Below are 20,229 nucleotides of genomic sequence, written 5' to 3' on the forward strand. Positions count from 1 at the left end.
TATGCCTGGCGGCGATAGCGTTGTGGTCCCACCTGACTCCATGCCGAACTCAGAAGTGAAACGCACCCGCGCCGATGATAGTGTGGCAGCTGCCATGTGAAAGTAGGTCACTGCCAGGCACCCAATTGAAAAGCCCTTCACCGATGTGAAGGGCTTTTTTGTATCTGAACTACTACAGCTCATAAAATTCATAGACCCCTAACCCTTTTTCGATATAGGGTTGAATGGCTGTTCCTTGCAATCTACCCCGGTGCTTTGCTGGTCGATGTAATCACTTAAGCGGGATAACGGTTTGACATCAAGTCCGCCTGGAGGGGGAATACAGTTCAATCCCGACGGGCTGGATGTAAGCTAGTCACCCATTTATTGACGCTATTTAGCGGATTGGTATGAGAGGGTTATGAATATGCCTTTTCAACCATTTTAAAACACCGGAGAATAGGGCATTTGCCGCGAACAGGAGTGACACCATGAGTCAACCGACGCCACTACAACAGGTTCTATCCGCAATCGATGCCGAGAATCGCCAGGATCCTCATCAGATTATCCTTGATGGCCAAAGTTATGCCGGTGAGTATCTGTACAGCCTACGCATGAGTGAGCAGTTGAGCAACTTGCAACCGGATGCTTCAGAACAGCTGCAAATAGCCTGCCGGGCACAACATATCCGGCGCTGGGCTATACCGCGTAGTGATTACCCCATGGACAGGGCTGGGTATAAGCACTGGCGTACTGATCTGGCCCGATTCCATGGGGAGTTGACGGCTCAATTGATGGCCGCCGCCGGTTATGGCGAAGAGGATCAGGCCCGGGTATCCAGCCTGTTGTTAAAAAAACAGCTGAAACGCGATGCTGAAGCTCAGACCCTGGAAGATGTGGCTTGCCTGGTATTTATGCGTTTTTATCTGGAGGCGTTCGCCGCCAAACATGATGATGAGAAGTTGATCGGCATCATCCACAAAACCTGGCTCAAGATGTCCGAACAAGGGCATGCCGCCGCGCTGCAAATTCCTTTCAGCCCGACGATACAGGCTTTGATCGGTCGGGCATTGCAGCCTTAAATTTCAGCTACTGTTATCCACAAATCGGGGATATAACGGCATTCCTGCAAAACTGGAAGTAATATGTGCCTGGTACGAAAATGGTCTGTTGGCATGGAACGGACAACGTGAACGATGCGCTTGCCTAGCCCGCTAGCATTACCTGGCCCACGGGGTATCGGTCTGTGCCCTGGCGCTGGCCACCGACAACCTCAAGCAACTGCTCAGGTGCACCGAGCATTACCACTGCAACCGCTTCGCCCTGGAGCCGGAATTGCTGTCCGGGTTCAAGCGGCTAAATATCCTCTACGATCGCAAAGACGAGGGCGAGTTCTTCCACTTCTACACCCACGAAGTGCATGGCGTTTTCTTCGAGGTGGTACAGCGGCTCGGCTATTCCCGCTACGGCGAGGTCAATGCCCATATCCGGCTGGCGTCCCAGGCGCGGGAGTATAAGGCGGCCCAAAGCTGAACGAAGCGTGCCTCTGTTTCTTAAGAGGCACTTTCTTTGTCAGAATATTTCAATGACATCGCCAAATCATTCCAATTTTTTACTGCAAATCCCTCCATTAAAATTGCCTCAAGTTCAAAGCTTGCCGTTCAGGCAGGCTTTAATTCCACAGTTTTTATCAAATTTTATGAAGAGGTGTTATATGAGCAAGTCTACTCTGGTTTCCTTACTCGAGTCCCAGGCCGGTTGGGGTGCACTGGTGCTGCGGGTACCGGTCGGCATCATTTTTATGGCCCACGGCGCCCAGAAGCTGTTCGGCTGGTTCGGCGGCTACGGCCTCGAAGGCACCGGTCAGTTCATGGCCTCCATCGGCCTGACGCCGGGTATGCTGATGGCCTTCCTGGCCGGGGCCGGGGAGTTCTTCGGCGGGCTTTTCATCCTGCTCGGCCTGCTGACCCGGCCGGCGGCGCTGACCCTGGCGGTGACCATGCTGGTGGCGATTTTCTCGGTGCATATTCAAAACGGCCTCTTTATGAGTAACGGCGGCTACGAATTCGGCCTGGCCTTGCTGGCGGCCTCGGTCTCCCTATTGTTCTCCGGCGCCGGCAAGTTGGGCCTGGACCAGGCCCTGGCACAACGTTTGAACTGAGGAGGTCCCATGATCAGCATCAGAAGGGCGGATGAAAGAGGCAGGGCCAACTTCGGTTGGCTCCACAGCCGGCACAGCTTCTCTTTCGGCAGCTACTACGATCCGGCACAGATGGGCTTTTCCCGGCTGCGGGTGATCAACGACGACGCGGTGGCCGCGGGGGCAGGTTTCGACACCCATGGTCACAGAGACATGGAGATCATCAGCTATGTGCTGGAGGGCTGCATCGCCCACAAGGACAGCTCCGGCAACGAGGAGGTGCTGAGCGCCGGGGAGTTCCAGCTGATGTCCGCCGGCAGCGGCATCTACCACAGCGAGTACAATCCTTCCAGCAGCAAGCCGTTGAAGTTCCTGCAGATCTGGATAGAGCCCAACGCCATCGGCGGCAAGCCTGGCTACCAGCAGCAGAATTTCGGCCGCGCTCCCGGCCTGACCCTGGTGGTCAGCCCGGACGGCGCCGAGGGCTCGCTGACCATCAAGCAGGATGCCTGCCTGTATCAACTGTGGTTGGGACAAGGCGAGGGAGCCGAGCTGGCGCTGGCCCCGGGGCGCAAGGCCTGGGTCCAGCTGGTGGAAGGAAAACTCAGTGTCAACGGCGAGCGGCTGGCCCCCGGCGACGGCGCCGCCCTCAGCGACGAAGAACGGTTAAGCTTCAGTGCCACCCAGCCGGTACGGGCGCTGGTGTTCGATCTGCCCTAAGTCGCAGGAGTGGTCATTGAGTAAGCCTCGGTCTGAAAGCAGGCCGGGGCTTATTGTTTATCGGTTCGGTGGCAGATGGCTCAGCTCCCCATCATGTCCTGATGGAAGGATTTCTCGCAGTAGTTGCAGCGAAAGCGGACCTGAGACTCCACGACCCTGACCTTGAACTTGCTGGTGACCGGCTCGCTATGGCTGATGCAGTTGGAATTGGGGCAGGAGAACACGCCCTCCACCCGCTCGGGCAGTTGCAGCTGCAGTTTTTCCACCACTTCGAAGTCTTCGATCAGGTTGACCGTGGCCTGGGGCGCGAACAGCACCAGCTGGTTCGCCTGGACGGCGGACAGGCGGGTGTTTTCCACTTTGATGATGTCCTTGGCGCCGAAGGCCTTGGAAGGCAGGTTCAGGCCGACGGTTATTTTTTCATGGGTGTCGGCCAGGCCGAACAGTTGCAGTATCTTGATGCCCTGACCCGCCGGGATATGGTCGATGACGGTACCGTTGTTGATGGCTTCAACTTGCAGTTGGTTCTTGTTCATCATGGTTCTCACAGGCTCTCGTTCAGCACCAGGGCGAGCAGGGCCTGACGGGCGTAAACCCCGTTTTCCGCCTGCTCGAAATAATAGGCATAGGGGGTGTCATCCACCTCGGCGGTGATCTCGTCGATCCGCGGCAGGGGGTGCAGTACCTTGAGGCTGTCCTTGGCGTTGTCCAGTATCTCCGGAGACAGCACGTACCTGGACGCCACATGCATGTACTCGGTTTCGTCGAAGCGCTCTTTCTGCACCCGGGTCATATAAAGGATGTCCAGCTCGTCCATCACTTCTTCCATGCTGTCCCGGAACTCGAAGTTGATGCCTTTCTCGGTCAGCTCGTCGCACAGGTAGTCGGGCATGGCCAGTGCCTGGGGGGCGATAAAGTAGAACTTGCAGCCGAACAGGCTCAGGGCCTGGGTCAGGGAGTGCACAGTACGGCCGTATTTTAAATCACCGACGAAGGCCACTGTCAGGCCCTGCAGGGTGCCCTGGGTCTCATAGATGGTGAACAGATCCAGCAGGGTCTGAGTTGGGTGCTGGTTGGAGCCGTCGCCGGCGTTGATCACCGGCACCGAGGAGAACTCGGCCGCCAACCGGGCCGCGCCTTCCTGGGGATGGCGCATCACAAAGGCATCGCTGTAGGAGCTGATGATTTTCACCGAGTCGGCCAGGGTTTCGCCTTTCTTGGCCAGCGAGGTGCTGCCGCTGTCTGAGAAGCCGATGACGGCGCCGCCCAGGCGGTGTACCGCCGTTTCGAACGACAGTCGGGTGCGGGTGGAGGCCTCGAAGAAGCAGCTGGCGACCACCTTGTGCCTGAGCAATTCGGGCCTTGGATGGGCCTTGAGCTTGACCGCCGTGTCGATCACCAGTTCCAGCTCGGCTCGGGTAAAGTCGGAGATAGAGATAACATGCTTTTGAAATAGGGGGTTTGCCATCAGCAAGGCTCTTTAGGTGAAGTTGGGACCGTAAAAAAGCCCCGGAGCGGGGCCATTAGAGCTAATAGATTGCAGTCGCAGAGCATCCCGTTCGGCACGAGCTGGGTGTTGGCCTGGTGCAGGAAAAGGGAAGGGGGCATCAAAGGCTCCGGGCGGCTGCAAGTCGTGCAGATTATAGAGAATTACACCGTTAAATCAAAATGCTGGCTGTTTTTTAAAGGGTAATCGGTGAAAAGCTGAGCGAACGCGCCGAGGGGGCGGAAAAAGCCCTTTACCTTTGATCGCGTCTCGCTATAATTCGCCTCGTGTTGCAGGGGCGTAGTTCCAATTGGTAGAGCAGCGGTCTCCAAAACCGACGGTTGGGGGTTCGAATCCCTCCGCCCCTGCCAAATGACAGTCAAAAAGCCAGCTTAATGCTGGCTTTTTGCGTTATGGACGTTATAGAGTGGCCCGATGACGCCATTACAAACACAATTACTGACAAGCCTTGAACTGCCGGTCTGGCGATGTATTCATCCTGGCCGGCTGCCTTATGCGCCAGTGCCGGCCGCCACCCCGGCACAGCTGCTGCTGGTGGTGGGGGAAGGGGTTCGGCTGCCCGAGCAACTGGCCACCGATATCGCTAGGGCGCTGACGCTCGATGGTGGGCAGTTACGGCGGTTGAGTGAACGGGATTGGAGGAAGGCCGGCTGTCCTACGGCTCCTGCTGTACTGGGTTTTAATCTGGAAGAAGAAGGGGCTGAACTGACCTGGTCCGGTGCCCTGCCGCTGACGGCCGAACACAAGCGCCGGCTTTGGAGTTGCCTGTGCAGCCTGACCATCGCCCGTTGACCCCCGACTGCCTGGAAGCCATGCTGCAGCTGGAACAGGCGGCCCATCCCGTTCCCTGGAGTCGGCAGCTGCTGGCCGGCTGTTTTTCCGAGCGCTATTTCTCCGGCTCACTCTGGCGGGGGCAAACCTTGCTGGGTTTCTATATTGCCGATCAGGTATTGGATGAAAGCACCCTGATGAATATCTGCGTGACACCGCCTTGCCAGGGGCAGGGGCTGGGTCGCCAATTGCTGGCCCGGTATGTCGAGTCGGCGGCGGCACGGCATATCTCCCAGCTGTGGCTGGAGGTACGTGAATCCAATCAAGCCGCCCAGCGGCTGTATCTATCGGCCGGTTTCGTGGAGCAGGGAAGACGCAAGGCTTACTACCGCTCGGCCCAGGGCCGGGAAGACGCCGTCATCATGCAAAAAGTGCTGTAGCTTACCTATACTGAAGGTCAAACACTCAAGCAAGGATGCCAAATGAGTGCCTTACAGCCTTTCCTCTGGGCCTGGCTGCTGTTGCTGCCGATGGCCCTCAGCGCCAATATCTATCGTTACCAGGACGCCTCTGGGGTAATCCATTACACCGACAGCTATCTGAACTCGGTCGATTTTGAGCCGGATCTCTGGCTGGAAGATGACATCGACGAGGACGGGGTGCTGATCCGGGTGCTGGAAAAGCCCGATGGTCACTATTTCTTCGCCCTCAACCGGTTGTTCAGCCCCGCCAAGCTGACCTTGAGTTTTCCACGCCAGGAAAATGTGCAGATCCCCGAGCGCCTGCTGCAGGCCATGCGCCTGGCTCCCCGGGAAGAAAAGTTTATCGGCAAGCTGACACCGGCCGAGCCAGGCCACTGGCGTTATGACTATGGTTTTGCCTATATGCCGGGAAAACGGATGCTGATGGCGTCGTTCGACAGCCGCTTGGATGACAACAGGGTCAGACCCAAGCCGGAGATCATCCGCGGGATGACCAGGCAGCCGCTGCACCAGGCGCCTAAACTGAGAGCTCCGGATGGGGCTAGGGACATAGGGGTGCCCTTTATCGGGCGCTACCGTATCACCCAGGGCTTTAACGGCGACTTCAGCCATAACAAAGTCGCCAACCGTTATGCCCTGGATATCGCCCTGCCCGAAGGGACGCCGCTGGTGGCCACCAAGGACGGCATAGTGATGGATGCGGTGGATTACCATTCCGGCGGCGGACTCAAGGCCGAGTACCGCAAACGCACCAACTACCTGCGGCTGCTGCACGATGACGGCACCATGAGCCTGTATGCCCATATTCAGACCCATTCCATCCTGGTGCAGGAAGGGCAGCGGGTACGTGCCGGGGAGCGGGTAGCGGCCTCGGGGAACACCGGTTTCAGCTCGGGGCCGCACCTGCATTTTGCCTTGCAAATCAACAATGGGCATGGCCTGGAGTCGGTCCCCTTTACCCTGCAGGGACATCATCCCGAAGCGGGAAACTGGTTATTGGCCAAGGAGTAGGCCTGTGGTTTGAGAACAGGACAAACCATTGAAAATTTGCGGATAGGATCAAAAAACATAGATGATATTAAATATCGAACTCATCGTGATGTGCAATCCTTAGGCAAGTTATTTGTTTTTGTTTTGGGTTTATATTTCAGTTAATTATTGTTTTTTGGTTTATTGGCCTGATTGTTATGATGCGTGGCTTAAAAAAGCAGTTGCTTTAGCCAGTGGCTTATGGCTTTTTACTCGCTTTTTTAAATGAAAATAAAAGTAAAAGGGCGGGAAAGTAAGATGATAGAGTCAGTCGAGGCAGCGCAGGGCAAGCCACGCAGCATAAGCCACTACATGCGTGCATTGGGTCCGGGCATACTCGCCGCCGCCGCCGCCATTGGTGGTTCACACTTGGTGGCTTCTACCCAAGCCGGGGCCATTTACGGCTGGCAACTGGTTGGCCTGATTATCCTTGTTAACTTGCTGAAATACCCTTTCTTCCAGATTGGCGCCCGTTACACCATGGCGGCCGATGAAACCCTGATCCAGGGCTATGACCGCATCGGACGGGGCTATCTGCACCTGTTTACCCTGCTCAATATCTTCGCCGCCGTGGTCAGTACCGCCGGGGTGGCCATGCTCTGCGGCAGCATCCTGGGGCTTTTCATCGGGGACAGCCTGAATGTGACTCAGCTCAGCATGATAGTGCTGGCAGGCTCACTGGCATTTTTGATCACCGGCCATTACAAGATGCTGGACAGGGTCACCAAGTGGATCATCGTCGGCCTGGCCGTCGCCACCGTCACCGCCGTGTTTATCGCCCTCAATAAAGGCGGAGTAGCTCCGCCCGACTTTGTTTCACCCAGTCCCTGGAACCTGGCCGCGGTTGGTTTCCTGGTGGCGTTGATGGGCTGGATGCCGGCGCCGATCGAATTGTCTTCCTGGAACAGTGTCTGGCTGCGTCAGAAGAAAAAGGCGTTGGGTGATGAGCTGGACTATAAAGACGCCCTGGTCGATTTCAACGTCGGCTATATCACCTCAACGATCCTGGCCATCGCCTTTGTGACGCTGGGTGCCCTGGTGCTGCACGGCAGCGACCAGCCGCTGGCGACTTCTGGCCTGGCGTTCGCCCATCAGCTGGTCGATGTCTATGCCAGTGTCATGGGGGAGTGGAGCCGCTGGCTGATCGCACTGATCGCCTTCTTGTGTATGTTTTCGACTACCGTGACCGTGCTCGACGGTTACAGCCGGGCCCTGAGTGAATGTTTCGTGCAGTTTGGGCAAGCCCGGGGCAGCCGGCCGACCGGCCATGGCAGCCGCTATACCTATCCGTTGATGGTTGTGATGGGTATGGCCGGCGCGCTGATCATCATGTTCTTCAAGGGGGCGCTGTTGGCGATGCTGGAGTTCGCCATGATTTCCGCCTTTATCAGCGCCCTGGTATTTGCCTGGCTGAATTACCGGTTGATGAAGCTGGACAATGTGCCGCAACAGTATCGGCTCGGGTCTGCGATGGTGGCACTGTGCTGGGCCGGCATTGTGTTTTTTGCCGGTTTTAACCTGTTATTCGGCTATTGGTATCTGTTTGTGAAGGCATAAGTTATGCCGAAATAGCTGGGGGCTGAGGCCCCTTTTTTATTAGGACTGTCTTTTCTGTGACTTGGCTCGCTAAATCGGGGCGACATAGAGGGAAGTTGGGCGATTGAAAGCTATTACCGATTAAGAACGGAGGAAAGACCAATTTATCTTTTACATCCATTATCAGTATAGTGTCGTCCGACACTGTTTCATTCCTGCGTTATTATTCCCCACCAGAATCTGTTTTTTATGATTCGGGAGAGGTTTTGATTTCGAACAGGTTAAAAAGTATAAAACTTAGTTTCAAGTATGTAAATGAAACTGTGTCGATGTAATTAAAGCTTCATTATGGCTGGAGTAAGGAAGGGCTAGGCTGGCCCGGCGGAGTTGAAGGAACAGCCTGCCCGATCTCCGGTATGCCTGATTTACGGGGCACCGGTGAGATATCAACATCAATCAGGGAATTATTATGCTAATCGGAATCCCAAGAGAAACGCTGAACGGCGAGACGCGGGTGGCGGCGACCCCCAAGTCGGTCGAACAGCTGCGCAAACTGGGCTTTGATGTATGTGTCGAACAGGGCGCGGGTCTGAAGGCCAGTTTCGACGATGCCGCCTATCAGGCCGTCGGCGCCAGTCTGGCCAGCTCGGACGAAGTCTGGCAGGCCGGCCTTATCTATAAGGTGAATGCCCCTACCGCTGAGGAAGTGGAAAAACTGGTTGCCGGCACCACGCTGGTGAGCTTTATCTGGCCTGCTCAAAACCCCGAGCTGGTCGAAAAACTGAAAGCCAAGGGCGTGACCGTGATGGCGATGGACATGGTGCCGCGGATCTCCCGCGCCCAGTCGCTCGATGCCCTGTCTTCCATGGCCAACATCGCCGGCTATCGTGCCGTGGTGGAAGCCGCTCACGAATTCGGCCGTTTCTTCACCGGCCAGATCACCGCCGCCGGTAAGGTACCGCCCGCCAAGGTACTGGTGATCGGTGCCGGTGTGGCCGGCCTGGCCGCCATCGGTGCCGCCGGCTCCCTGGGTGCCATAGTACGGGCCTTCGACACCCGTCCCGAGGTAAAAGAGCAGATCAACTCCATGGGTGCCGAGTTCCTGGAGCTGGAATACGAAGAAGAGCAAGGCGTCTCCACCGACGGTTATGCCAAGGAGATGAGCAAGGCCTTTATCGAAGCCGAAATGGCACTGTTCATGGCCCAGGCCAAAGAGGTGGATATCATCATCACCACCGCTTTGATCCCGGGTAAACCCGCGCCCAAGCTGATCACCGCCGAGATGGTGGCCAACATGAACCCCGGCTCGGTGATCGTGGATCTGGCGGCGCAAAACGGCGGTAACTGTGAACTGACCAAGCCCGGCGAGTTGTTCGTGTCCGACAACGGTGTCAAGATCATCGGCTATACGGATCTGAACGGTAGACTGCCGACCCAGTCCTCCACCCTGTATGCCAACAACCTGGTCAACTTGGCCAAGCTGCTGAGCAAAGAGAAAGACGGCAATATCAAGGTCGATTTCGACGACGTGGTGCTGCGCAACATGACGGTGGTAAAAGATGGCGAAGTGACCTTCCCGCCTCCCGCCATCAGCGTATCCGCCGCCCCCAAGGCCGCGGCCAAGGCGCAGCCCCAGACCGAAGCCCATGCCAAGCAACCGAGTAACCTCAAGTATTATCTGGGCGGTGCTGGCCTGGTGCTGTTCGGTTGGCTGGCGACGGCGGCGCCGGTCGAGTTCCTGTCCCATTTCACCGTATTCGTGCTGGCCTGTATCGTGGGTTACTACGTGATCTGGAACGTGTCCCATTCGCTGCATACGCCGCTGATGTCGGTCACCAACGCCATATCCGGCATTATCGTGGTCGGGGCCCTGTCCCAGGTGGGAGGAGGTGGTTTTGTTACCTTTCTTGCCTTTATTGCCGTATTGATCGCCTCGATCAACGTCTTTGGCGGTTTCACCGTCACCCACCGTATGCTCAAGATGTTTAGAAGGGGCTAATTGAATGTCACAAGGACTTGTTACTGCATCTTATATCGTTGCCGCTGTGCTCTTTATCATGAGCCTGGCGGGACTGTCCAAGCAGGAGTCGGCCAAGGCCGGTAACTGGTTTGGCGTCGCCGGTATGGCCATAGCGCTGCTGGCCACTATTTTTAACCCTGAAGTGACCGGCCTGGGCTGGATAGTGCTGGCGATGATCATCGGTGGTGCCATCGGTGTGCGTTTCGCCCTCAAGGTGGAAATGACCGAAATGCCGGAGCTGATTGCCGTGCTGCACAGCTTCGTGGGTCTGGCCGCCGTTTTCGTGGGCTACAACACCTATATCGATCATGGCGATATGTCCGGCGCCATCCTCAACATCCACAATACCGAAGTCTTCCTGGGCGTGTTTATCGGTGCCGTGACCTGCACCGGCTCAGTGGTGGCCTTCGGCAAGCTGCGGGGCCTGATTTCCTCCAAGCCACTGACCCTGCCGCACCGCCACAAGCTGAACCTGGCCGCGCTGGTGGTGTCCGCGCTGCTGTTGATCTGGTTCGTGCAGGTGGAAGGCTCTACCTTCGCCCTGCTGGTGATGACCCTGATCGCCCTGGCCTTCGGCTGGCATCTGGTGGCCAGCATCGGCGGTGCCGACATGCCGGTGGTGATTTCCATGCTCAACTCCTACTCGGGCTGGGCGGCGGCGGCGGCGGGCTTTATGCTGTCCAACGACTTGCTGATCGTGACCGGCGCGCTGGTGGGGTCAAGCGGTGCCATCCTGTCCTACATCATGTGTAAGGCGATGAACCGTTCCTTCATTTCGGTGATTGCCGGCGGCTTCGGCACCGATGGCGTCAGTGCGTCCAGTGGTGAAGAAGAAGATGGCGAATATACCGAGGCTAACGCCGAAGACGTCGCCGAGATGCTGAAGAATTCCAGCTCGGTGATCATCACCCCCGGCTACGGCATGGCGGTGGCCCAAGCCCAGTATCCGGTGGCGGATCTGGTGTCCAAGCTGCGTGCGGCCGGCGTCAATGTTCGCTTCGGTATCCACCCGGTGGCCGGCCGTCTGCCTGGCCATATGAACGTGCTGCTGGCGGAAGCCAAGGTACCCTACGACGTCGTGCTGGAAATGGACGAGATCAACGAGGACTTCGAGGATACCGATACCGTGCTGGTGATCGGCGCCAACGACACCGTCAACCCGGCCGCCTCCGAAGATCCGGCCAGCCCCATCGCCGGCATGCCGGTACTGGAAGTGTGGAAGGCCCAGCAGGTGGTGGTATTCAAGCGCTCCATGAACACCGGTTATGCCGGCGTGCAGAACCCGCTGTTCTTCCGAGAAAACAGCGTCATGCTGTTCGGCGACGCCAAAGACAGCGTGGACAATATCCTGAAAGCGCTGTAATGCCTTAATACCGACAGGTTAACCAAAGGGAGCTTAGGCTCCCTTTTTGTTTATGGGGAGCCCGGGAAGGCCTGGTAATCCCCTTGTTTTTAACCGATGTTAAAAGTAGAGACTGAATAACTGTTTCCAACACGGGTAGCGCAGGCACGCCATGAAAACCGCTCGTCACGGCAAGCAAGCTCGCCCCTGGGGGTCTGCTTAGCGATACCCGCTCGCTGTCTCGAGTGACCCACCATTCGGAACAGCTATGATCTTGTGAGCAAGAGTCCCGAAAACACCGGTAGGCGGCTCAATGAAGAGCGTTATTCATCACGACTATGGCGGCTATTCGCCCGAAAAAATCATCAATGAGCATCTGACGACAGGGTGCCGGGTGCTGTTGTTTGGCGAATCCGGTATTGGCAAATCCACCTTGGCGGCGCAATTAATAGGGCTGCTGCTGTCAAGAGGGCGCCATTTGCCTAACGGTTCCGTATTTGGCGGACAAGCAGTTAACGGGGCAGGAACCTGCGACAGGAGGGCGGCTGTTGTGGGAAATACGGGACTTCGAAGCGCTCTGCAGCCTGGATGCCGGCCGCTTTCGCTTACCGCTGGCGGCCATGGTAAGCGCATTGTTGGCCAGGCTCCCGCAGCACAACACCGACACACTGATTATCGATGGCCCCGGCGTGACCCGCGGCGTTGCAGGCGCCGAATTGCTGCCGGCGCTGATCTCGGCGGCCCATGTTGAGCTGGTGCTCATCCTGATCCGTAACGGCCAGCCGCCGCCGTTAATTAATGAACTCGGCGCTTGCGGTGCCGAGTGGGTGTTCGTCTCCGCTCATCATCAAGCCTGCCGGCCCGATAAAATGCCTCACCGGCGCGAGCGAACCCAACGCTGGCAGAGCTATCTGAAGCAGGCGACCGGGCAAACCCATCGGCTCGACCACTTGTTACTATTGGGAACACCGCCTCCCTTGTCGGAACCCAGGGCCTGGGTTGGACGACAGGTCGCCCTGCTGGACGAACAACGAACCCTCGCCTTGGGCCAGGTGATGAGTCTGGTTCACAACAGGCTGCGGATTCCGGCTCCCGTTAGCAACGGCTAGCTTAAAAACGTTCGGCAATTGTTGCTGCGCGATGCCGTGTGCACGGCCGGCAAGGGTTTACATACGGCCCCGCCCATTCGACCACAAACCCGAGCCGCCGGCCCAATAACGGATGTCATGACCCCCACAGCCGAGGAGACCCTGGGCGAGCGGCTGTCGACAGACTCCCGCAATCCGCCGGTCGTCAGGCGGGTCGGTCCGCTGGACGCTATGCTGGTCAATGGGGTCTTTGGCGATCCGTTACTGCTGCTCCGCCTACGCGACCAGAAACGCAGCTGGCTGTTTGATCTGGGCGATCACGGCCGGCTGCCTGCCCGTATTGCGCACCAAATCAGTGATGTCTTTATCAGCCACGCCCATATCGACCATATCATTGGCTTTCTCTGGTTATTGCGTTCCCGCATCGGCTACTACCCGCCTTGCCGGCTGTTCGGGCCTCCGGGTCTGACACAACATATTGCCGGCATGATCGGCGGTATCCTTTGGGATCGCATCGGCGACAAAGCCCCCAGCTTCGATATCTTTGAACTCCATGACCAGCGCCTGCGCCGCTGGCAAATCACCGCCGGTTCCGTCATCGGCCATGAACTCCCTGAGCAAGTGGTCACGGATGGCCTTATCTGGCAGGACGACTCATGTCGCGTGCGCGCCGTGACGCTGGATCATAGCCCCCGCGGCAGGGCGCCGTCAGCATACCCCCGTGCTAGCCTTTGCCTTTGAAACCAGCGGCCGGCTCAAGGTGCGTAATGCTCAATTGACCGCACTCAGGCTGACGCCGGGCCCCTGGTTACAGCAACTCAAGGAGCATGTGCTGAACGGTGAGTTCGGCGCGCGCATCCCGCTTGCCGGCCGGTCGGTATCGGTGGCTGAGCTGGCAGACAGCATCCTGATGCAGGGTACGGGAGAAAAATTGGTCTATGCGACCGACTTCGCCGATATTCCAGACAACCGCCGCAAGCTGACCGAGCTGGCCAGGAATGCCCATACGCTGTTTTGTGAAGCCTCTTTTGTCAATGCCGATACCACCCAGGCAAGCGGCACCGGCCATCTGACCACGCGGGCCCGTGGGGAGATTGGCACCGAAGCGGCGGTCAAACATTTGGTGCCCTTTCATTTTTCCAGGCGCTATCGGGGACATGCCGGACGTAGCTATCAGGAAGTGAGCCGGGCCTGTAGTCACACAGTGGTTCCTGATCCCGAGTGAGGTAGAGCTATGCCGGTAAAACTGGAGTTGAACACGGATCCGCGTTCTGGCTTGAGGCCGGTGAAGATCTTTACCGGTGAGGTGGAGAGGTCGGCCCTGGAACAGCTGAAGAAGCTGGCACAGCTGGATATAGTGTATCCCCACATTGCCGCCATGCCCGACGTCCATGCGGGTATTGGCACCACCATAGGCACCGTCATCCCAACGCGCACCGCCATTATCCCCGCGGCCGTGGGCGTGGATATCGGTTGCGGTATGAACGCCGTCCGGCTATCGCTGACGGCGGCACAACTGCCCGATTATATGCGTCCCTTGCGCGGTGCGATTGAAGACGCAGTGCCGGTTGGTGCTGAAAAACATCGAGGGCCTTCGGTAAGCCCAGGGCTCTGGCGTCCCCTTAAAGCGGAAATAGACCGGCTTTTTCACAAACACTCCGGCCTGCTGAAGATGATGCGTAAGCCTGAACAAACCTGGATTCAGCAGATCGGCACCCTGGGCGGCGGCAATCATTTTATTGAACTTTGTCTGGATGAAGCCGATGACGTCTGGATCATGCTGCACTCCGGCAGTCGCGGTATTGGCAATGCCCTCGGCCGCTACTTTATCGCACTGGCGCGCCAGGAAATGCAACGCCATCACATCCGGCTACCCGACAAAGACCTGGCCTATCTTCGCGAAGGCAGCCGCTATTTTGACGACTACTTCAAGGCGGTGGACTGGGCACAACGCTACGCCTGGATAAATCGTCAACAGATGATGGAGTTAATCCTCGGAGCCATCCGCCCCTTATTGCCGACCTTTGAGGTGACCGAGGAGGCCATCAATTGCCATCATAATTACGTACAAAAAGAGCGGCATTTTAATGCCGAGGTCTATGTGACCCGCAAGGGGGCGATCAGCGCCCGTAAGGGGCAGCTGGGCATTATTCCCGGTAGTATGGGGGGGTGTTCTTATATCGTCCGAGGCAAAGGTAATCCGGACTCGTTTTGTTCCTGCTCCCATGGCGCCGGCCGCAGCATGAGCCGTAAGGCGGCGCGTGAACGTTTTAGTGTCGATGAGTTAAGGCAACAGACCCAGGGCGTGTAATGCCGCAAGGATAAACATGTGATTGATGAAATCCCCGCCGCCTATAAAGATATCAACACCGTCATGGCCAACCAGAACGACCTGGTCGAGGTGGTCCATACCTTAAAGCAGGTGCTCTGTGTTAAAGGCTAGTTTCGCGAAAACCTGTTTATATGTCACCAAACCGGCCAGGGTTCTTGATAAGCTCCCGTCAATCTCTTAATGTTTGGTGTTTTATCTGGTTATGGGACAACGAGCATGAATAGCTGGCGCGGCGTGCTGCCGCTCACCTTGCCGGTGATGATGGGCTACCTGCCCCTGGGGGCGGTGTTCGGGGTGTTGTGGGTGGATGCGGGCTTGAGCTGGTACTGGGCGCCGCTGATGAGCATTATCGTCTATGCCGGGGCCCTGCAGTATCTGGCGGTGGGCATGCTGGCCGCCGGCATCGGCTGGCTCGATCTGGCGGTGGCCGCGCTGCTGGTCAACTTCCGCCACCTGTTCTACGGGTTGTCGCTCTATCATCTGCTGCCGAAGGGGGCCGTCGGCCGCCCCTATTTTATCTTCGGCATCACCGACGAGACCTATTCGTTGCTCAGTGCTTCCGGCCAGGTGAAGGACAGCAGGACCGCCCTGCTGGTGGTGTTGTTCAACCAGAGCTATTGGGTGATCGGCTCCCTGGCCGGGGTGCTGCTGGCGCGCGGCCTGCCCACCGGTCTGCAGGGGCTGGACTTCGCCCTGGCCGCGCTCTTTACCGTGCTAGCGGTGGAGCAGATCCGTGCCAAGAAAGACTGGTGGGCGGTGGCCCTGGGGCTGACGGCCGCGGCCGTGGCCGGCGCCTGGGTCGGTGAGTACTTCCTGCTGGCGGCCTCGGTGATGCTGGTGCTGGTGTTGCTGGCTTGGCCAGAGCCCCAGGGGGAGGCGGCCCATGTCTGATCTGGATTACCTGCTCGCGGCGCTGATCATGGGGTTGGTGACCTTCGGCCTGCGCGCCTTTCCCTTCGTGGCCCGAGGTTTTATCGCCCACCACAGGCGTATCCAGGTGCTGGGACGGCGGTTGCCGGTGGCGATGATGGTGCTGCTGACGCTGTACGCCATGGGGGTACATAGATGGGAAGCACCGGCCGATGGCCAGACACAGATCATCGCCGTGGTGGTGGTTGCGGTGCTGCAACTATGGCGGCGTCAGGCGCTGCTCAGCATATTGTTGGGCACCCTAGTGTACATGGCGCAGATGAACGGTTGGCTGGGACTCTGATCCCGGCCGGTCATCGGTTATAATCTGCCTCCCGCACTTTTCGGACCACTTGACCATGAAGATGACCGTTTCTTTCCGGGCCTGCCTGCTAGGCCTGACCGCCCTGTGTCTGAGCACCCTGGCACAGGCCGAGCCTTTCGTATTTACCGCCATTCCGGACCAGGATGAACGCCATCTGACCGAGCGTTTCGGCAAGATTGCCGACCACCTGAGCGCACGACTGGGCATTGAAGTGAAATATGTTCCTGTGAAAAGCTATCCGGCGGCGGTGAGCGCCTTTCGCAACGATCAAGTGCAACTGGCCTGGTTTGGTGGCCTCACCGGGGTGCAGGCCCGCGAGCTGGTACCTGGCAGCGAGGCCATCGCCCAGGGGGTGGAAGATACCGAATTCGTCAGCTACATCATCGCCCATGCCAGTACCGGGCTGAGCGAGGGCGAGCAATTGCCCGAGAACATCGCCGGCAAGCGCTTCACCTTCGGTGACAAGGGCTCCACTTCGGGCCGGCTGATGCCCGAATTCTACCTGCGCGAACGGTTCGGCCAGGCCCCGGAGCAGCTGTTCTCCCGGGTGGGTTTTTCCGGTGACCACAACCGCACCATCAGCCTGGTGCAGTCCGGCGCCTTCGAGCTGGGTGCGGTGAACTATGCGGTATGGGATGCGGAAAAGGAAAAAGGCAATATCGACGAGAGCAAGGTCAGGGTGATCTGGGCCACCCCCGCCTACCCCGACTATCAGTGGAGCATTCGCGGTGACGTGGACGCGCGCTTCGGCGAGGGTTTCAAGCAGAAGGTGCGGCAGGCGCTGTTGGAGATGGATGCTCCCGAGCTGCTTGCCGCTTTCCCCCGCTCCGGCTTTATCGCGGCGAGCAACGATGATTACGCTCCCATCCGCGAGACTGCCGTGGCCATCGGTATCATGGATCCCGAGCAGTAATGGAAAACGGCGCCAGCCTGTTCCAGTTCCACCAGGATACCCTGGGCTACGCGGGCACGCCCGTGCTGCGCGAGCTGTCGCTGGAGGTAAGGCGGGGCGACAAGATTGCCCTGCTGGGTGAGTCGGGCGCCGGCAAGAGCACCCTGTTGCGCCGGTTGCGCGAGCTGCGGCCCAATGACGTGGCCTGGTGCCCGCAGCAACCGGGGCTTGTGCCCATGCTGTCGGCGTTCCACAACATCTACATGGGCCGGCTCAGCCGTTATCCGTTTTGGTACAACCTGGCCAACCTGGTACGCCCCCTGGCCCGGCCCCGGGCGGAGATCCGCGAGCTGGCGGCTAGTCTCGGCCTGGGCGGCCAGCTGTGGACCGCCGCCGAGCAGCTTTCCGGCGGCCAGCAGAGCCGGGTCAGCCTGGGGCGGGCGCTGTATCAGCAAAAGCCGATCTTTATCGGCGACGAGCCGGTATCGGCGCTGGATGAACGCCAGGCCGACGAGCTGTTGCGGCTGGTCTGTCAGCGCCATCACACGGTAGTGCTGGCGCTGCATAACGTGGAGCAGGCGCTCACGCACTGCAGCCGGGTGGTGGGCCTGCGTCAGGGCAGGGTGATGCTGGATGCGGCAAGTTGTGAGCTGACCCCGGACCAGCTGCGTACCCTGTACCGGAGCGCCTGATGGCCCAGCCGCAGCCGGCCCGGGCCATGGTGCACAGCAGCCTGCTGTTTGTGCTGCTGGCGCTGCTGTGCCTGCCCTGGGCCGATCTGTCTATTACCGCCCTGGATCCCTGGAGCGAGTTGGCCCGCCTCGGCGCCGGCCTGCTGCTGCCGAGCCTGCCCGAGGCCGCTACCCTGTTTTCCGCCATTGCCAATACCCTGGCTTTCGCCCTGCAGGGCGTGGCCCTGGGCGCCCTGTTGGGGCTGGGGCTGGCGGCGGGGTACCGCCATGCCGGCCTTCGCCGGCTGTCGGCGTCGCTCAGGGCGGTGCACGAGCTGTTCTGGGCGCTGCTGTTTATCCAGTTGCTGGGGCTGTCGGCGCCGGCCGGGGTGCTGGCCATCGCGCTGCCCTACGCGGGCACCTTCGCCAAGATCTACGGCGAGCTGTTCGAAGAGGCGGATCCGGCACCGGAGCAGGCGTTGGCTCCCGGCATGGGGCGTTGGTCGCGACTGCTGTTTATCCAGCTGCCTCTGTGCTGGCGGCAGATGGCCACCTACACCGGCTATCGGCTGGAATGCGGTATCCGCAGCTCGGCGGTGCTGGGTTTTATCGGCCTGCCAACCCTGGGTTACCATCTGGAATCCCTGCTGCGCCAGGGCTTCTACGGTGAGGCGGCGAGTTTCTTCTATGCCCTGGTGCTGATCATCGCCAGCATCAAATGGTGGTTGCGGCCCCGGCTGGTACCGTTTTATCTGCTGGTGTCGCTGCTCTGGCTGCCGCCGCTGGCCAGCCTGAACTGGGCGCTGATGGCGCGTTTCTTTACCGAAGACATAGTACCGGCCCCCTTGCGGGTTGGCGACTGGGCCGGGCTCTGGCCCTGGCTGGGCGGGCTGTGGCAAGGGCAGATAGCCCCCGGTTTGTTCAACACCCTGGTGCTGGCGCTGCTTTCACTGGTGGTCACGGCGTGGCTTGCGTTGTTGTGGTTTCCGGCCATTTCCCGTCGCTTCGGCTATCGGCTCAGCCGCACCACTAGCCACTGGTGGCTGGTACTGATGCGCTCCCTGCCCGAGTACCTGCTGGCCTTTATCGGCATGCTGTTGCTCGGCCCGGGCATGCTGCCGGCGATACTGGCGCTCAGCCTGCACAACGGCGCCATCATTGCCCATTTGCTGGGGCACCATCTCAATACCCTGGTGCTGCGGGAGGATGCGGTCCGCGGAGTGAACCTTTACTGTTTCGAAGTGCTGCCTCGGTTGTACCGGGTCTTTATGGCTTACAGCCTGTACCGCTTCGAGAACCTGATCCGGGAAACGGCGATATTGGGCATGCTGGGCATTCCCACCCTGGGTTTTTTCATCGATTCGGCGTTCAGCGAGTTCCGCTTCGATCGGGCCATGATGCTGTTGCTGGTGTGTGCCGGGCTCAATATCCTGGTGGATGCCCTGGCCCGGCGCCTGCGCCGCCGGCTGCACCTGAGCAGCCGGGCGGAGGTGTTGTGATCTGGGCGCAACGGTCGGGTACCACAGGCAGACTCGCCGTGAAGACATGACACTCGATGTTTCAACCCACTGCGAACATTCACTGGATGTTCGGTTGGGTGGCAACACCTCGTCACGGCGAGCAAGCTCGCCCCATGGGGCTCTGCCGCACCGATGTCGCGGCGCTAACACTGGTTCCGAGCGCTGCCTTTGTGTGGGTATTAAAGTACCAGGCCGCCGTCGATTTTCAGTACCTGGCCGGTGATATAGCGGGCCCGGTCGCTGGCCAGAAACAGCACGCCCTCGGCGATGTCCCGGGGCTCGCCCAGCCTGCCCAGGGGGATGCGGGCGGTCATCTTTTCCAGCACTTTTTCCGGCACTGCCCGGGTCATCTCGGTATTGATAAAACCGGGGGCGATGCAATTGGCCCGGATCTGTGCCCCACCGCGGGCAAATTCCTTGGCCCAACCTTTGGTCATGGCGATCACTCCGCCCTTGCTGGCTGCATAGTTGCTCTGGCCGATGTTGCCGTCGGTGCCGACGATGGAGGAGATGGTGACGATGGCGCCCTGCATCTGCACCTTCATCAGCGAATACATGGCCTGGGTCACCAGGAATACCCCCTTGAGGTTGACGTTGAGCACCAGGTCCCAGTCGGACGCGGTCATCTTGTCGAGCAGGGCATCGCGGGTGATGCCGGCATTATTGACCAGCACATCTACCCGGCCATGGTCCGCCACTATCCTTGCGCTCAGTTGTGCCAGCGCCGCCGGATCGCAGACATCCAGCTCCACGCCGGTGATATTGGGATATTGTTCGAGCCAGGCATGGGCCGGCGCCAGGTTGATGTCACACACATATACTCGTTTCGCCCCCGCTCCGGCCAGTCGTTCACTGATGGCGCGGCCCAGGCCGCGGGCGGCGCCGGTGACAACACACACCTTGCCCTGCATATCTTGAGTCAGCTTGTTCATCATCGTTACCTGTCATCGTTGGATTAATACTTGC

Annotated in this window: 21 protein-coding genes, 1 tRNA gene, 1 rRNA gene and 1 pseudogene; 21 read left to right on the forward strand and 3 right to left on the reverse strand. The window is 59.0% G+C overall.

Translation table 11 applies throughout. The features are described 5' to 3' along the window. The first annotated feature begins 4 nt into the window (after positions 1–4). The 5 genes from rrf to ABD806_RS15675 all read left to right on the forward strand — a co-directional run bounded on the left by rrf (position 5) and on the right by ABD806_RS15675 (position 2,839). Positions 5–119, forward strand: a 5S ribosomal RNA gene (gene rrf / locus ABD806_RS15655). 351 nt (positions 120–470) lie between these two features. After that, positions 471–1,061 carry a DUF4202 domain-containing protein gene (locus ABD806_RS15660; RefSeq protein WP_344959727.1) on the forward strand — a complete coding sequence of 197 codons (591 nt, stop codon included), beginning with the start codon at positions 471–473 and terminating at the stop codon, positions 1,059–1,061. A 253-nt stretch (positions 1,062–1,314) separates the two neighbouring features. Further along, on the forward strand, positions 1,315–1,512 hold the full coding sequence (locus tag ABD806_RS15665) for a hypothetical protein (RefSeq protein ID WP_344959728.1): 198 nt from the start codon (positions 1,315–1,317) through the stop codon (positions 1,510–1,512). Between the two features lie 181 nt (positions 1,513–1,693). Then, complete coding sequence (locus ABD806_RS15670; protein ID WP_344959729.1) at positions 1,694–2,140, forward strand: DoxX family protein; 447 nt, start codon at positions 1,694–1,696, stop codon at positions 2,138–2,140. Positions 2,141–2,149: 9 nt separating this feature from the next. Beyond that, on the forward strand, positions 2,150–2,839 hold the full coding sequence (locus ABD806_RS15675; RefSeq protein WP_344959730.1) for a pirin family protein: 690 nt from the start codon (positions 2,150–2,152) through the stop codon (positions 2,837–2,839). An 80-nt stretch (positions 2,840–2,919) separates the two neighbouring features. Here ABD806_RS15675 and pyrI read toward each other — a convergent pair whose 3' ends face one another. Together pyrI and pyrB are read right to left on the reverse strand one after the other, a co-directional pair. After that, entirely contained in the window at positions 2,920–3,378 is a 459-nt protein-coding gene (pyrI, locus tag ABD806_RS15680; protein ID WP_344959731.1) for an aspartate carbamoyltransferase regulatory subunit, read from the reverse strand. 5 nt (positions 3,379–3,383) lie between these two features. After that, a complete protein-coding gene (gene pyrB / locus ABD806_RS15685; protein ID WP_344959732.1) occupies positions 3,384–4,307 on the reverse strand; it encodes an aspartate carbamoyltransferase in 924 nt (307 codons plus the stop codon). A 312-nt stretch (positions 4,308–4,619) separates the two neighbouring features. Between pyrB and ABD806_RS15690 the strand changes: the two genes are divergently transcribed. The 16 genes and pseudogenes from ABD806_RS15690 (at position 4,620) to ABD806_RS15765 (ending at position 19,242) form a co-directional block, all read left to right on the forward strand. Further along, positions 4,620–4,696: transfer RNA gene (locus tag ABD806_RS15690), tRNA-Trp, on the forward strand. Positions 4,697–4,760: 64 nt separating this feature from the next. Continuing rightward, positions 4,761–5,138: a hypothetical protein gene (locus ABD806_RS15695; protein WP_344959733.1), complete on the forward strand. Its 378-nt coding sequence runs from the start codon at positions 4,761–4,763 to the stop codon at positions 5,136–5,138. After that, positions 5,114–5,557, forward strand: coding sequence for a ribosomal protein S18-alanine N-acetyltransferase (gene rimI, locus ABD806_RS15700; RefSeq protein WP_344959734.1), 444 nt, complete (start codon positions 5,114–5,116; stop codon positions 5,555–5,557). Before ABD806_RS15695 ends, rimI begins: the two co-directional genes overlap by 25 nt. 42 nt (positions 5,558–5,599) lie before the next feature. Further along, entirely contained in the window at positions 5,600–6,610 is a 1,011-nt protein-coding gene (locus tag ABD806_RS15705) for a peptidoglycan DD-metalloendopeptidase family protein (protein WP_344959735.1), read from the forward strand. Positions 6,611–6,886: 276 nt separating this feature from the next. After that, positions 6,887–8,185 (forward strand): Nramp family divalent metal transporter, encoded by a 1,299-nt coding sequence (locus ABD806_RS15710; protein ID WP_344959736.1) that lies wholly within the window; start codon positions 6,887–6,889, stop codon positions 8,183–8,185. Between the two features lie 448 nt (positions 8,186–8,633). Continuing rightward, entirely contained in the window at positions 8,634–10,163 is a 1,530-nt protein-coding gene (locus ABD806_RS15715) for a Re/Si-specific NAD(P)(+) transhydrogenase subunit alpha (RefSeq protein ID WP_344959737.1), read from the forward strand. 4 nt (positions 10,164–10,167) lie between these two features. Then, positions 10,168–11,547, forward strand: a complete 1,380-nt coding sequence (gene pntB / locus ABD806_RS15720; protein ID WP_344959738.1) for a Re/Si-specific NAD(P)(+) transhydrogenase subunit beta — start codon at positions 10,168–10,170, stop codon at positions 11,545–11,547. Positions 11,548–12,074: 527 nt separating this feature from the next. Next, positions 12,075–12,635: a hypothetical protein gene (locus tag ABD806_RS15725; RefSeq protein ID WP_344959739.1), complete on the forward strand. Its 561-nt coding sequence runs from the start codon at positions 12,075–12,077 to the stop codon at positions 12,633–12,635. Between the two features lie 117 nt (positions 12,636–12,752). Continuing rightward, on the forward strand, positions 12,753–13,355 hold the full coding sequence (locus tag ABD806_RS15730) for an MBL fold metallo-hydrolase (protein WP_344959740.1): 603 nt from the start codon (positions 12,753–12,755) through the stop codon (positions 13,353–13,355). Then, the gene (locus ABD806_RS15735) at positions 13,336–13,839 is read left to right on the forward strand and encodes an MBL fold metallo-hydrolase (RefSeq protein ID WP_344959741.1); all 504 of its coding nucleotides are present in this window, start codon (positions 13,336–13,338) and stop codon (positions 13,837–13,839) included. Before ABD806_RS15730 ends, ABD806_RS15735 begins: the two co-directional genes overlap by 20 nt. A 9-nt stretch (positions 13,840–13,848) precedes the next feature. Next, positions 13,849–15,057 (forward strand): annotated as a pseudogene (locus ABD806_RS15740) (RtcB family protein). A 105-nt stretch (positions 15,058–15,162) separates the two neighbouring features. Beyond that, complete coding sequence (locus ABD806_RS15745) at positions 15,163–15,837, forward strand: AzlC family ABC transporter permease (RefSeq protein ID WP_344959742.1); 675 nt, start codon at positions 15,163–15,165, stop codon at positions 15,835–15,837. Continuing rightward, positions 15,830–16,159, forward strand: coding sequence for a branched-chain amino acid transporter permease (locus ABD806_RS15750; protein ID WP_344959743.1), 330 nt, complete (start codon positions 15,830–15,832; stop codon positions 16,157–16,159). Before ABD806_RS15745 ends, ABD806_RS15750 begins: the two co-directional genes overlap by 8 nt. Before the next feature lie 55 nt (positions 16,160–16,214). Beyond that, a complete protein-coding gene (locus tag ABD806_RS15755; protein WP_344959744.1) occupies positions 16,215–17,093 on the forward strand; it encodes a putative selenate ABC transporter substrate-binding protein in 879 nt (292 codons plus the stop codon). Next, a complete protein-coding gene (locus ABD806_RS15760; RefSeq protein ID WP_344959745.1) occupies positions 17,093–17,764 on the forward strand; it encodes an ATP-binding cassette domain-containing protein in 672 nt (223 codons plus the stop codon). Before ABD806_RS15755 ends, ABD806_RS15760 begins: the two co-directional genes overlap by 1 nt. Next, positions 17,764–19,242, forward strand: coding sequence for a PhnE/PtxC family ABC transporter permease (locus ABD806_RS15765; protein ID WP_344959746.1), 1,479 nt, complete (start codon positions 17,764–17,766; stop codon positions 19,240–19,242). Before ABD806_RS15760 ends, ABD806_RS15765 begins: the two co-directional genes overlap by 1 nt. A gap of 200 nt (positions 19,243–19,442) precedes the next feature. On the opposite strand, the gene fabG is transcribed toward ABD806_RS15765, so the two are convergent. Further along, positions 19,443–20,195, reverse strand: coding sequence for a 3-oxoacyl-ACP reductase FabG (gene fabG / locus ABD806_RS15770; RefSeq protein WP_344959747.1), 753 nt, complete (start codon positions 20,193–20,195; stop codon positions 19,443–19,445). Positions 20,196–20,229: the final 34 nt, after the last annotated feature.

The sequence above is a fragment of the Zobellella aerophila genome (genome assembly GCF_039539325.1).
Classification (GTDB): domain Bacteria; phylum Pseudomonadota; class Gammaproteobacteria; order Enterobacterales; family Aeromonadaceae; genus Oceanimonas; species Oceanimonas aerophila.

Coding starts and splice junctions, on each gene's coding strand:
- pntB (WP_344959738.1), top strand. CDS start 10,168: ATGTCACAAGGACTTGTTACTGCATCTTATATCGTTGCCGCTGTGCTC.
- pyrB (WP_344959732.1), bottom strand. CDS start 4,307: ATGGCAAACCCCCTATTTCAAAAGCATGTTATCTCTATCTCCGACTTT.
- ABD806_RS15730 (WP_344959740.1), top strand. CDS start 12,753: ATGACCCCCACAGCCGAGGAGACCCTGGGCGAGCGGCTGTCGACAGAC.
- pyrI (WP_344959731.1), bottom strand. CDS start 3,378: ATGATGAACAAGAACCAACTGCAAGTTGAAGCCATCAACAACGGTACC.
- ABD806_RS15755 (WP_344959744.1), top strand. CDS start 16,215: ATGAAGATGACCGTTTCTTTCCGGGCCTGCCTGCTAGGCCTGACCGCC.
- fabG (WP_344959747.1), bottom strand. CDS start 20,195: ATGAACAAGCTGACTCAAGATATGCAGGGCAAGGTGTGTGTTGTCACC.
- ABD806_RS15660 (WP_344959727.1), top strand. CDS start 471: ATGAGTCAACCGACGCCACTACAACAGGTTCTATCCGCAATCGATGCC.
- ABD806_RS15715 (WP_344959737.1), top strand. CDS start 8,634: ATGCTAATCGGAATCCCAAGAGAAACGCTGAACGGCGAGACGCGGGTG.
- ABD806_RS15745 (WP_344959742.1), top strand. CDS start 15,163: ATGAATAGCTGGCGCGGCGTGCTGCCGCTCACCTTGCCGGTGATGATG.
- ABD806_RS15670 (WP_344959729.1), top strand. CDS start 1,694: ATGAGCAAGTCTACTCTGGTTTCCTTACTCGAGTCCCAGGCCGGTTGG.
- ABD806_RS15710 (WP_344959736.1), top strand. CDS start 6,887: ATGATAGAGTCAGTCGAGGCAGCGCAGGGCAAGCCACGCAGCATAAGC.
- ABD806_RS15705 (WP_344959735.1), top strand. CDS start 5,600: ATGAGTGCCTTACAGCCTTTCCTCTGGGCCTGGCTGCTGTTGCTGCCG.
- ABD806_RS15675 (WP_344959730.1), top strand. CDS start 2,150: ATGATCAGCATCAGAAGGGCGGATGAAAGAGGCAGGGCCAACTTCGGT.
- ABD806_RS15750 (WP_344959743.1), top strand. CDS start 15,830: ATGTCTGATCTGGATTACCTGCTCGCGGCGCTGATCATGGGGTTGGTG.
- ABD806_RS15760 (WP_344959745.1), top strand. CDS start 17,093: ATGGAAAACGGCGCCAGCCTGTTCCAGTTCCACCAGGATACCCTGGGC.
- ABD806_RS15695 (WP_344959733.1), top strand. CDS start 4,761: ATGACGCCATTACAAACACAATTACTGACAAGCCTTGAACTGCCGGTC.
- ABD806_RS15765 (WP_344959746.1), top strand. CDS start 17,764: ATGGCCCAGCCGCAGCCGGCCCGGGCCATGGTGCACAGCAGCCTGCTG.